The sequence below is a fragment of the Microbacterium paraoxydans genome (genome assembly GCF_019056515.1).
Classification (GTDB): Bacteria; Actinomycetota; Actinomycetes; order Actinomycetales; family Microbacteriaceae; genus Microbacterium.
In genome coordinates this window covers 557,555-569,512 of record NZ_CP064873.1, presented here as the reverse complement: position 1 = coordinate 569,512, position 11,958 = coordinate 557,555, and the positions used below count along the sequence as shown (strand labels likewise).

The window sequence follows — 11,958 nt, the reverse complement described above, 5'->3', positions numbered from 1 at the left end:
GACGGGGAGGATGTGCGGGAGATGATGCTCTCCTGTCGATCGGGAGCCCTTGAGCTGAAGAAGCCAAGGGCGGTTGCCGATCGCTGTGGCCACACTAACCGCGCTCGCATACGCGAGGCGGCATACGACTCAGGCCCGTGCTCGACGCGGCCGCCGACCGCGCGTCCGAGGGAGGGCCGGCGATGCCGCCGGTCGCGCGGGCTGCTGCGCGGCGGCGAGCGCACGGAAGGCGTCGTCGAGCGACGGGAACGACCCGAGGTCGGTGCCGCGCTCGTCGCGCAGCCGGTGCGCGGATCCGTCGAACTCGACGAATCCGGCGAACTCACCGTTGCGGGTGGCGACGTGCACGTCGACGTCGGCCTGTTTCCAGGTGAGAGGGATGGAGGAAGGGACGGTGGTGGTACTCATGCTCATGCTCATTGCTGTGGGGCGGGCGCGCTGTGGCGCTCCGCGCGTGAAGAGACCGAGGGCGGATTCCGCGCGCGTCGATGTGCGTGGTCCGTGGATGGCCCTGATCAGTGGCGACGAGGCGGCCGAGAGGGGGCGAAACGCACACGTTGCACGATCAGCTTAGCAGATCCACGAACCACGCGCCGAGAACCTCAGCTTCCGGGGGGACGACCACCGCCACCCGTCGGCGCGGCGCCGGCGCTCGGCGTGGTCGTCGTGTCGACGCCGACCACGAGGGTCGCGGTGTATCCGCCGGTGACGCTCCCCGTCGTCGTGGCGAGCTGCGACACCCCGCCGTCGTCGCCGAAGACGTTGTCGGAGGTCAGGGAGATCCGGGCGAGATTGTCCGCCGATCCGGAGTACGCCGTCTCCGCATAGACCGCACTGCAGGCGTCCTCGGGCAACGCGAGCTGGGACGTGGCGATCGCGTTCGATGCGTCGGTGATCGCGGTCGCATCCGGATAGACCTCGAAGTGGATGTGCGGCCAGCGCCCGGAGTAGCACCCGGGGAAGACGCAGGTGAAGGACACCTTGCCGTTGTCGTCGGCGACCTGCACCCCGCGCAGATAGGAGACGTCCTCGAGCCCGGACGAGTACAGCGAGTACTCCCCCTGCGCGTTGCAGTGCCATGCGTAGACCGCGACGCCGGCGAAGGGCACCCCGCCGTTCGCGAGGTCGAGGATCTGGAGCTCGAAGGAGAGCGGGACGCCGTCGGCCGTGGCCCCGCCGTCGATGGACGAGCGGATGTCCTGGCGGATGATCCCGGCCTCGTCGAGGACGTCCGGACCGTTCGAGCCGTCGCCCGGATAGGGGCCGGCGGTCTCGTCGGGGATCTCCGTGACCGTGTCCGACGCCGTGCCGGTGGCGCTGGGCGTGGGGGTGGCGGTCGTCGACGACGATCCGGTGGCGCCGGGAGCGCAGGCGGCGAGGACGACGGCACCGAGGCCGAGGCCGCCGCCGATCAGCAGCCCGCGACGGCTCATCAGCGTCCGGAGGTCGAAGGCGACGCCCTGGTCGACGACCTCTTCGTCCGCGCGGTCCAGCAGTCGTCCTTCGTACATGGGTCCCTGCGGCGTGGGGGTCGGTTCGGGGATGCGGCTCATGATGTGCTCCTCTCGAGCGTCGGCGGCGTTGCCCCCATGCTCGACGGGTGAACAATCAAGAAGCTATGCGTGATCCCTGGGGCTCCTGTGGAGTCAGGTGCAGAGCGGAGGATGCGGGGACATCGCTCCGCTCTGCAGCGCTGGCGCTCGAAGAACTCGGCGGACAACGCAGGGCCGGGGCGATGGGGGAATCGCGCGCGCGGCCACGAAGACGGCCGTCATGCAGGGGACATGCGCGGCCGTGGCGCATCCAGTGGAACATGACACTTGGCACCTGTCAAGTTTTTCCCGGACACCTGTCCAGATCGGGCGAGATGCCATAGCATTGCCCGCACCGATCCCGAAGGGGACGAGACCGGGGGACAGCATGACGACAGCGGACAAGCGCGCGGAACGCGCTGGGGTGGACAAGTTCGCACTGCGCCGGCGGGCGCTGGCCGAAGCGGCCTTGGAGGCGATCGCCGAGCGGGGGTTCGCGCGGACGGGACTCCGCGAGATCGCGCAGCACTCGGAGCTCTCCCACGGGTCGCTGCACTACTACTTCACCGACAAGAACGACCTCATCGCGGAAGCCGTGCGGATATCCAAGGGCGGGCTCGGCGACCGCTACCTCGCCGTGCTGGAGAGGGCCGAGACCGCGGAGGAGCTGGCGGCCGGGGCCGCCGAGGAGCTCGCCAGGAGCGTGCACGACGACGCCCGCCTGCACCGGCTCTGGTACGACCTCCGCAACCAGTCCCTGTTCGAGTCGGGCTTCGGCGACACGATCGCCGAAGTCGAGGCCGACCTGCAGGATGCCATCTGGCGCGTGGTCGAGCGCTACTCCGAGCTCTGCGGACGCCCGTGCCGCTTCACGCCGCTCTTCGCGTACGCGCTCACGGACGGCATGCTCCAGCACGCCCTCATCCGCCACCTGCGCGGCGACGGCGAGGCGATCGCGCGCCTGCGCCGCGAGTGCCGGGAGCTCTTCGCCGCCAGCGTGTGACGCCGCGGATCACTCGTCCGTGACGACGGTTCCCCGAGCAACGGGCGGACGGATCACCAGCACGATCACGATCGCCACCATGACCGTCGCCGTCAGCGCCACGGGCATCGGCACGAACGGATCGAGCAGGACGAGCAGCGCGCCGACGGGGATGACCGCGTTGACGACGCGGTCGGCGTTGTCGCGGATCGCGATCCACCAGATCCCCAGGAGGAAGACGGCGATCGGCACCGAGACGGTGAACGTGGCGATCACCGGGGCGAGGTGGCTCTCCCCCGTCATCACATCCAGCTCGACCTCGACACCGGCCGAGAACGCCGCCGCCGCGGCGAACACGAAGTAGTGCGTGTAGCCGTAGCGCAGGGAACGCCCCAGGGTCGTGATGGCCCGGTGGTGGGGCGGCCAGAAGTAGATCCACCACAGCGCGGCCGTGACGATGAAGGCCAGCGCCGAGATGGCGAGGAGCGGACCGAGCGCCTCCACCTCGTCGAGCGCGTCGATGATCGCATTCGCGGAGGCGAGGAGGCTCTCGCCCAGCACGATGAGGGTGAAGAGACCGTAGCGCTCGGTGATGTGGTGCGGGTGCCACGGCGTCTGTCCTCGGCGCTCCGCGAACACCGGGACGCTGACCTCGATGAGCGCGAACACGACGAACGCGACGAGCTGGACCGGACCGGACGGGATGAGCAGGAACAGGATCCACAGCACCTGCACGACCGCGATCCCGAGCGCGTAGCGGAGCGCGACGCCCCGGAGCGGTTCCTCGGTCCGCGAGGCGCGCAGCCATTGGGCCACCATCGCGACGCGCATCACCACGTAGCCGACGACGGGGAGCGTGAAGTTCCCCTCGTCGAACGCATGCGGGACTCCGGCGGCGAGGATGAGGACGCCCGCCATCTGGACGAACGTGGCGATCCGGTACGGCCAGTCGTCGGTGTCGAACGACGTCGCGAACCACGTGAAGTTCATCCATGCCCACCAGATCGCGAAGAAGAGCATGGCGTAGGAGGTGATGCCGTGGAGGAAGTCCCCGTGGCTCAGCGCGTGGTGCAGCTGGGCCGAGGCGATGCTCACGGCCACGACGAAGACGAGGTCGAAGAAGAGCTCCAACGGGCTCGCCGTGCGGTGGGGCTGCCCCGGGTCCCGCGGTGCCATGGGACGCAGGTGGAAGCGCGTGCTCGGTGTCTGGTGCGTGGTCACCGCGAAAGAGTAGCCCCGCCCGCCCGGCGCTGTGCGGTATTCCGGAACGGATTTCACCGAGTCGGCGGAACGGCTTCCCTCCGACGAGCGGATCCGCTACAGTGTTGGACGTCTGCAGTGCCTGCTGCACGCCTCGTCGGTTGGGACGACGAGGACCTTCACGATGTGGGATCGCGAAGCATCAGCAGGACCCGAGGGGTCGGGACGCAGACGTGTCCGTGAACGTGGGGTTCACGGTCTGGGGAAAACTGGGGAAACGATGGCGCACTGGGGTTATCTGCGTACATTCACGGCTCAAGGGGCCTCGGCATGACTTCCGTCGAGGATGCTCTGAGCATCGCTCGTACGGGTTTCACGCCGATCACGGCACCGCGAGCGACCGCGTCGGTGACGCCTGCGGCGAGCACGCCGCGCGTGTCGGCGACGCTCGAACGACGCCGCCAGTGGGAGCGTCGCTATCGGATGCGGCTGCGGATCACGGATGCGGCTGTCATCCTGATCGCGGTCGCACTGACGGCGATGGTCCAGCTGGTCTCCGGCGTCGCGGTGATCGAGGCCGTGCGCAACGCCGCATTGCTGGGTCTCGCCTGGTACCTGATGCTGTCGGCGCTCAACAGCCGAGCCGCCGCCATCTTCGGGTCCGGGGCCACGGAGTACCGTCGCGTCGCGCACGCGGCGGGACTCGCCTTCGGCATCACCGCCATCGCGGGCGTGCTCCTGGAGTGGGAAGGACTGCAGCCGCTGTTCTTCATCGCCCTCCCGGTCGGCATGCTCGGTCTCCTCTTCGCCCGCTGGACCTGGCGCCGCTGGCTGCAGCGGCAGCGTCTGTCCGGTCGGTTCGCGTCGAGGACACTGGTGGTCGGCGCCACCGAGGACGTCGAGTATGTGATCGACTCCCTGCAGAAGGGCGGGGAGAACGGCTATCACGTCGTGGGGACGACGCTGCTGGATCGCAATGCCGGCGCGCTCAGGATCGGGGAGAGCATCTACCCGGTCGTGGGCGATCTGGACACCGTCGCCGCGGCGGCGGCACAGCTCGGGGCGGACACCATCATCGTGGCGAGCCGCCCCGAGGGGTCCCCCGACTTCGTCAAGCAGCTCAGCTGGCAGCTCGAGGGCACCGCCGCCGAGCTCGTGCTCTCCAGCCGTCTGACGGACGTCGCGGGGCCGCGCATCTCGCTGCGCCAGGTCGACGGCCTGCCGCTGATCCAGGTGAAGATCCCGACCTACGAGGGCGGGGTCCACCTTCTCAAGCGCGCGCTCGACATCGTCGTGGCCACCGTCGCGCTCATCCCGATCGCGCTGCTCACCCCCGTGCTCAGCGCGCTCATCAAGCTCGACTCGCCTGGCCCGGTGTTCTTCTTCCAGGAGCGCGTGGGACGGGACGGCCGCCGATTCAAGATGGTGAAGTTCCGCTCGATGCGCACCGACGCCGAGAAGCAGCTCGCGGCGCTCAAGGAGCAGAACGAGGGCGCCGGCCTGCTCTTCAAGATGAAGGACGACCCGCGCGTGACCCGCGTCGGGAAGGTGCTGCGCAAGCTGTCGCTGGACGAGCTCCCGCAGTTCTGGAACGTGCTCGTCGGCGACATGAGCGTCGTCGGCCCTCGTCCGCCGCTGCCCAGCGAGGTCACGGCCTATGACGGCACCGTGTTCCGCCGCCTCTACATCAAGCCGGGCATCACGGGTCTGTGGCAGGTCTCCGGACGCAGCGACCTCTCGTGGGACGAGAGCGTGCGGCTCGACCTGCGGTACGTGGAGAACTGGTCGGTCATGAACGATCTGCAGATCATGTGGCGCACCGCGAAGGTCATGGCGCAGCCGAGCGGGGCATACTGAGTCCATGAACCCCGCGCGACCCGAGGCCGAAGAACGACCTCTCCTCGTCGCCGTGACGACCTTTCGTCGCACCGAGCTCCTCGCTCCGCTCGTCATGGCGATCCGGGCGGGGGCCGGCGCCTCGGCGGAGCGCATGCGCATCGCGTTCGTGGACAACGATCCCGCCCGCTCGGCGGAGGAGGTCGCCGCAGAACTCGACGTCACCTACCTCCCTGAACCCACCCCGGGGATCGCGGCGGCGCGACAGGCCGCGCTCGACGCGGCGCGCCCGGGCGAGCTGGTCGCGATGGTCGACGATGACGTCGTACCGCTGGAGGGGTGGCTCGACGCCCTCGTGGAGACATGGTCGAGAAACGGGCGTCCCGCCGTCGTGATGGGGTACGTGGACTACGTCTGGCCCGAGGGCACCGACCCCTGGATCGTCGCCGGTGGGTTCATGCGGCGACGACGCCGACGGAACGGGCAGCGACTGGACGCCTTGGCGACCGGGAATGTCCTGATCGACGCTTCGCAGGTCGCGTCACTCGGAGTGCACTTCGACACAAGCCTCGGCCTGGCCGGCGGAGAGGACATGCTCTTCGGGCGATCGCTGCTCGCCGCCGGCGGGGCGATCATCGCATCCGCGGACTCGATCGTCCGCGACGAGGTCCCCGCGGAGCGCACGACCCGCGAGTTCGTGCGACGGCGGACCATCTCACAGGGTCAGATGCGTACCGAACTCCTCACCCGAGACGGCTCCCTCGCGCGGCGCATCATCCTTCGCGGCGCCCACCTCGTGGGCGGCGTGGCCCGCCTTGTGATCTTCTCCCTGCGAGAAGTCCTCGCCCGCGCGCGCGGCGACCGTGCCGCACAGGCCGTGCTGCGGCGGCGCATCTGGTTCGCCCAGGGGCGCACTCTCGGCGCCCTCGGCCGGATCACCCCGGCGTACGCCCGGAGCTGACGGGAACGGATGAGGGGCGGGGCCATCCGGCCTCGCCCCTCATCCGTTGTCCGATGCTACTGCGGGACGACCACGGCGAACCGCTCGAAGGAGAGCCGCGTGGTGGTGTTCGTCGAGGCCGAGCTGACAGACGTCTTTATCCCGATGCCACCGGCGACCTGCATCGCCGCCACCGCGTCCGTGCCCGTGAGCTGCCAATCCGCAGGCTCGGTCTGCCCCTCGACCCAGACCTTGGCCGCCAGGCTGGTCGGGGCGGTACCACTGACCGCGAGGCGGGCGTGGAGCACCTGTCCGGGCGCATAGGAGCCCGGCAGAACGTAGCTGTTCCCGATCGCCGTCTCATTCCGGAGGAGGTACAGCCGGATGACGCCGGCGGGCTCCAGTCGCACGCGCGCCGAGTATGTCGATGCCCCAACGGTCCGGCCGAGCAGCGTGATGCTCGCGGTGCCGCCGGTCGAGGCGACATCCGACGAGAAGAGGGCATCGAGCACCGTGCTCGTACCGGTCACCGCCAGTCGCGCCTCCCGCGTCTGCGACGGCGCGAGGGACACGACGCCCTTTCCGCCTGCCGTGCTGAATGCGGCGTTTCCTCCCGACAGCGTCCACGCGCCACCGAGGTCGGCGCTGCCCCAGCCTCCCGTCGTCGCCCGGTCGAACTCATCCGTCGCGAGGGGAGTCGGCCCTGTGGGGTCCGGCGGCGTGACCGGCGCGGTCACAGTGACCGGCTTCGTGACTGAGTGCGTTCCGCCGTCGTCGTCGGTCACCGTCAGGGTGACGTCGTACGTCCCCGATGCCGCATACGTGTGCGATGCCGTGACTCCCGTCGCGGTACCGCCATCCCCGAACGTCCACGCGTAGGACGCGATCGTCCCATCCGCGTCGCTCGATCCGCCAGCGTCGACAGCTGCACTGAGTGCGGAGGTCGAGGAGACGAAGGATGCTGTCGGGATCTGGTTGGGCGCAGCGACCACGGCCCCGGTGACGACCTTGTAGTCGTCCACCGAGAAGACCGAGGAGACGGAGGAGACCGAGCTGATCGCCATCTTCACGCCGACCGCACCCGCTGTCTGCAGAGCGGCAGTGGAGTCCGTCCCCTGCAGCTGCGGGTTCGCCGGCTCCGTCGTCCCCGTTCGCCAGACCTTCAGCGCGAGCGTGGTCGGCGACGTTCCGCGTACCGTGAGCACAGCCGACAACTTCTCGCCCGCCACGTACGTACCGGGGATCACGACGCTGTTGCCGATCGCCGTCTCGTTGCGCAGCAGGTAGAGACGGATCGCGCCACTCGCCTCGATCTTCACGCGTCCCGAGTAGACGTCGTTGCCGACCTGACGACCGTTCACCGTGAGGTTGAAGGCTCCGCCGTTGGTCGCGTTGCTCGAGGCGATGGTCAACGAGGTAATCGTCGACGTGCTCGAGACCCCGGCGAGGCGAGCCTCTCGCGTGGCGGCAGGAGACAGGGAGATCCGTCCCACGCCATCCCCCGCCGAGAACGCCGCCGCCCCTCCGGACACCGTCCAGGCGCCGCCGACGTCGGCGGAGCCCCACGAGGACGACGCCGTGCGCTCGAACGCGTCTCGGGCGATGACCTCTTCCGTGGCCGCCGGCGCGACGGCGACGGATGCGGTCGCCTGATGCGTTGCGCCGTCGTCGTCCGTGACCGTCAGCGTGACCGTGTAGGTTCCCGCTGTCGTGTAGGTGTGCGTCGCCGTCGCTCCCGTCGCGGTGGTGCTGTCACCGAAATCCCACGCGTGCGACACGATGCTGCCGTCGGTGTCGGTGGAGCCGCTTCCGTCGGCGGAGATCGACATACCATCCGCGGCGCGCACCACGTTGGCCACAGCCTTGGGCGGCACGTTCTGAGCTTCGACAGCGATCGTCTTCGTCTCGGTCGATGAGGCACCGCGGTCATCGGTCACGGTGAGCGACACCGTGTAGGTTCCGGAAGCCGCATAGTCATGCGTCGCCGTGGCCCCTGTCGCCGAGGCACCGTCGCCGAAATTCCACGCGTACGCCGTGATCGTGCCGTCCGTATCCGCGCTCGCGGATGCGTCGACCGCCACGGAGAGGAATTCCACCTTCTCGGTGAACGCGGCGGTGGGAGGCACGTTCGGGTTCCGCGTCGTCACGTCATGAGCGACGGTGGACGCGAGCCCGCCGGCATCGGTCACCGTGAGGGTGACCGTGTAGGTGCCGGCCGTGTCGTACTCGTGCGTAGGCGCGACACCGGTTCCGGTGTGGCCGTCGCCGAAGTCCCACGCATAGCCGGCGATCGGACCCTCAGGGTCGCTCGAGGCGGAGGCGTCGAAAGCCACCGACCGGTCCGAGGTCGCCGCGGTGAACTGCGCCGTCGGCAGCTGGTTCAGCTCCCCGGTGTCGCCGAGCTGATAGTGCTGCAACACCTGGCTGACCGTCAGGGGCGCTGAGTAGACCGCCGCCTCATCGATCGTGCCGACCCAGAAGGGATCCCCTTCCCAGGTGGTGTCGCCGCCCACGCGCCAGTAGCCGTTGTAGTTGTCGGCACCCGCTTGCGCGTTCGAAGCGACCTCCACGCCATCCACGAACAACTGCATCCCTGCCGCCGACTGCTGCGCGACGACATGGTGCCACTGCCCGTCACGGTAGGTGCCCGGCGCCGTGAGGACGTATGACCCCCCGTTGTAGACGCCGAACTTCAGCTGTCCCGATCCGTTCATGTAGATGTGCCGGTCGTAGTTCGAACTGGGATTGGCATTGTTGGAGTTGCTGTTCCCGAAGCCGATCAGCTTGCCGCCGCCCGTCGAGGTGGTCTTGAACCAGGTCTCGATCGAATAGGTGTTCGGCGACGGGTACTGCCGCGCGCTCACCACCGTCTGGCGGTTGTTCCAGCTGGAGAACAGCTTCGAGGACGTGAACCGGATGGCCTGGTCCGCGACGCCGGACAGCGCTCCGGTCTGGCCTCGTTGGATCGTGGCCGACCCACTGGTCTGGTACGTCCCGGTGCTTCCGTCGCGGCCCGAGTCTTTCGCGACCGTCCCGCTGGTCTCGCCGAGGCGCCAGTACAGTGTCGGGTCGAGGTCGTACACGGCTTTGCCGTAGGCGTCTGCGGGCGCAGCGGGGAGCGACGACGTGCGCCCAGAAGCCACCCAGTGCGCATCCACCGCGTCACGGGTCAACGCACTGCCGTACACGGCCACGTCCGCGATGCGGGCGTTGAGGTAGTTCGACGACCCCGCGGACGGCCAGCCGCTCTGGGAGTCCCCGCCGATGCGCCAGTAGCCTGAATAGCTCTGACCGGTCGTCGTGTCGGAGCGCGAGCTCACCCGCACGCCGTCGACGTACAGCACCATGCCCGAGCTGTTCATCGTGCCGACCACGTGGTGCCACTTGCCGTCGTTGAGACCGGCCCCGCTGGTGAGCGTCCGCGCAGTCCCGGGGTACACGCCGAACGTGACCTGCCCCGAATTGCTCAGGTAGAGGTGCCGGTCGTAGCTTCCGGACAGCCCCTTGGCGTTGTTGCCGAAGCCGACGATCTTCCCGCCGCTCGTGCTGGTCGTCTGGAACCATGCCTCGATCGAGAACTCGTCAGGACCGACCTCGGAGACCGAACTGGCAGAGGTGCCGTCGGTGCCGTTGAAGGCCGTGGAGGCCGAGGTCTCACCGACGACCTGGCCCGCCTGGCCACGGGTCGTCCCTCCGGACAGCGTGAGGTCGTTCCCGGAGATCCAGTCGGTCGCGGACGAACCGGACGCCTCGTTCATGGGCCAGTAATACCTCGGCGAGGACGAGAGCACGGCTTCGTTGTACGTGTTCGAGGTCCCGGCGGCCGCGATCGTCACCGGCGTCCAGTCGGACGTCGTGGTGTTCCCGTTGGGGTCGGTCACCTTGACCCGGTACTCGTATGTCTGGCCGGCGGTCACCGCCGTGTCGGAGTACGTGAGCCGCGGTCGCACCCAGTAGGTGGAGTCGGCAGTGGTCGTGTGGATCGGCTGCGCGAGGTCACGACGGAAGACCTCGTAGGTCAAGCGGGCGTTGTCGGCGTCGTAGTTCGCGGACCAGGCGACGCGTGCCTGCCCCGCGCGGAAAGACTGAGCGCTGATCTGGTAGGCGCCGCCCTTGATGGTCGGACCGATCTTGTTCGGCGCCGTCCCGGGCTTCGCGAAGCGCACGAGTCCCTGTTGTGCGCTACCGCTCACGGCCGTGAACTCACCGCCGTAGACGAGGTAGTCGCCACCGCCCGTGACCGACCATGCGGCCTGATTCATGCCGGACACCGTGCCGGGCTGCCACGTCGGGTACCAGTGCAGCAGACGGGCCGCCGGGTTGCCGGTGAAGCTGCGGTACCCGTAGATGTCAGGAGTGATGGTGCGGTCCGACGGGTTCTTGTCGAACGCGAGCGAGAAGTTGAAGCTCCACGGGTCGAGCTGCGGGAACTCTCCGATGTTGCCGCAGTAATGCGAGTGCGCCGCCGTGTAGAGCACACCCCCGGTCGGGTACACCGAATAGGTGTCGCCGTGGCAATCCTCCATCCACACCATCGAGCCGTCGCTCCAGCGCGCGCGGAACGCGCCTTCGAAGTCGTCCTCCGTCTTCGATCCTCCGAAGTCGTACCCACTGCCGTAGACGCTGTCCCCGTCGGAGGCGAGCGAATAGATGGAGGCGCCGGTGCCGGCGTTGCGGATGACACTGTTGATCGCCCAGGGGAGGCTGGCTCCGCTGGAGGCGTCGAGCGCGGCCATGCCGCGACCCGGGTTGGTCGACCCGTTGGTGGACGTGAACGAGCCGGCGATGACCACCTTCGAGGCATCGGGGGACACCACGACGGAGCGGACGCCGTACCCGCCGGCGAGGACCGGGTTGAAGTCGAGCACGGCACCGGTCGACGCGCTCACGGCCGCGACGCCGGTACGGGCGGTGTTGTTGATGTTCGAGAACTCCCCCGTGACGTACACGGTCGTATCGGTGGCGACGATGCCCTGCACGATCGTGTTGGTACCGGGGGTCCAATTGCCGATCAGCTGGCCGGTGGCCGTGTCGAAGGCCGCCAGACGGTAGCGGTTCTGACCGTTGACGGCGGTGAAGCCGCCGCCGATGTACAGCCGCGAGCCGTCGGGCGACACCGCCGCGGCGAGGATGCGGCCGTTGACCTGGGGGGCGAAGGATGTGTCGAGCACACCGGTTGCGAGATCGTAGGCGAGGAGGTTGGATCGCGGCGTCTCGTTGGTGCCGGCCGGCGCTCCCGCCGGGCGCGCGCTCGTGAACTGCCCGCCCGCGTACACCTTGGTGCCGCCCACCGCCTGAGCCCAGACGATGCCGTTGATCTGCGTCGTCGGCAGCGGGTCAGCGCTCACCGTCGCCGGCAGAGCGGGATCGGTCGGCACTGTATCCGCCTGCGCGGCCGGTGCGGTGATGGTCGCGCCGAGGAGCGCGGTCACCACGACGGCGACGACTCCCATCGCGAGACGACGGAA

Annotated in this window: 7 protein-coding genes; 3 read left to right on the top strand and 4 right to left on the bottom strand. The window is 68.8% G+C overall.

The window, feature by feature from the left end; all coding sequences use genetic code 11:
• Nucleotides 1-129 precede the first annotated feature (129 nt).
• A complete protein-coding gene (locus tag IZR02_RS02615) occupies nucleotides 130-408 on the bottom strand; it encodes a hypothetical protein (RefSeq protein WP_126893555.1) in 279 nt (92 codons plus the stop codon).
• A gap of 194 nt (nucleotides 409-602) precedes the next feature.
• On the bottom strand, nucleotides 603-1,553 hold the full coding sequence (locus IZR02_RS02610; RefSeq protein WP_025104605.1) for an intradiol ring-cleavage dioxygenase: 951 nt from the start codon (nucleotides 1,551-1,553) through the stop codon (nucleotides 603-605).
• Between the two features lie 403 nt (nucleotides 1,554-1,956).
• On the opposite strand from IZR02_RS02610, the gene IZR02_RS02605 reads away from it, so the two are divergent.
• Nucleotides 1,957-2,535 carry a TetR/AcrR family transcriptional regulator gene (locus tag IZR02_RS02605; RefSeq protein WP_197426445.1) on the top strand — a complete coding sequence of 193 codons (579 nt, stop codon included), beginning with the start codon at nucleotides 1,957-1,959 and terminating at the stop codon, nucleotides 2,533-2,535.
• A gap of 9 nt (nucleotides 2,536-2,544) precedes the next feature.
• Here the strand turns inward: IZR02_RS02605 and IZR02_RS02600 are convergent, their stop codons facing one another.
• On the bottom strand, nucleotides 2,545-3,690 hold the full coding sequence (locus tag IZR02_RS02600; RefSeq protein ID WP_025104607.1) for a low temperature requirement protein A: 1,146 nt from the start codon (nucleotides 3,688-3,690) through the stop codon (nucleotides 2,545-2,547).
• A gap of 354 nt (nucleotides 3,691-4,044) precedes the next feature.
• On the opposite strand from IZR02_RS02600, the gene IZR02_RS02595 reads away from it, so the two are divergent.
• Entirely contained in the window at nucleotides 4,045-5,571 is a 1,527-nt protein-coding gene (locus IZR02_RS02595; protein ID WP_025104608.1) for a sugar transferase, read from the top strand.
• Nucleotides 5,572-5,575: 4 nt separating this feature from the next.
• Complete coding sequence (locus tag IZR02_RS02590) at nucleotides 5,576-6,511, top strand: glycosyltransferase family 2 protein (protein WP_025104609.1); 936 nt, start codon at nucleotides 5,576-5,578, stop codon at nucleotides 6,509-6,511.
• Nucleotides 6,512-6,567: 56 nt separating this feature from the next.
• Here IZR02_RS02590 and IZR02_RS02585 read toward each other — a convergent pair whose 3' ends face one another.
• Nucleotides 6,568-11,943, bottom strand: coding sequence for a PKD domain-containing protein (locus tag IZR02_RS02585; protein ID WP_025104610.1), 5,376 nt, complete (start codon nucleotides 11,941-11,943; stop codon nucleotides 6,568-6,570).
• Nucleotides 11,944-11,958 lie beyond the last annotated feature (15 nt).

Excerpts from the sequence above, each read along its gene's own strand:
- IZR02_RS02615 (WP_126893555.1), bottom strand. The coding sequence starts at position 408 with ATGAGTACCACCACCGTCCCTTCCTCCATCCCTCTCACCTGGAAACAG.
- IZR02_RS02610 (WP_025104605.1), bottom strand. The coding sequence starts at position 1,553 with ATGAGCCGCATCCCCGAACCGACCCCCACGCCGCAGGGACCCATGTAC.
- IZR02_RS02600 (WP_025104607.1), bottom strand. The coding sequence starts at position 3,690 with ATGGCACCGCGGGACCCGGGGCAGCCCCACCGCACGGCGAGCCCGTTG.
- IZR02_RS02595 (WP_025104608.1), top strand. The coding sequence starts at position 4,045 with ATGACTTCCGTCGAGGATGCTCTGAGCATCGCTCGTACGGGTTTCACG.
- IZR02_RS02590 (WP_025104609.1), top strand. The coding sequence starts at position 5,576 with ATGAACCCCGCGCGACCCGAGGCCGAAGAACGACCTCTCCTCGTCGCC.
- IZR02_RS02585 (WP_025104610.1), bottom strand. The coding sequence starts at position 11,943 with ATGGGAGTCGTCGCCGTCGTGGTGACCGCGCTCCTCGGCGCGACCATC.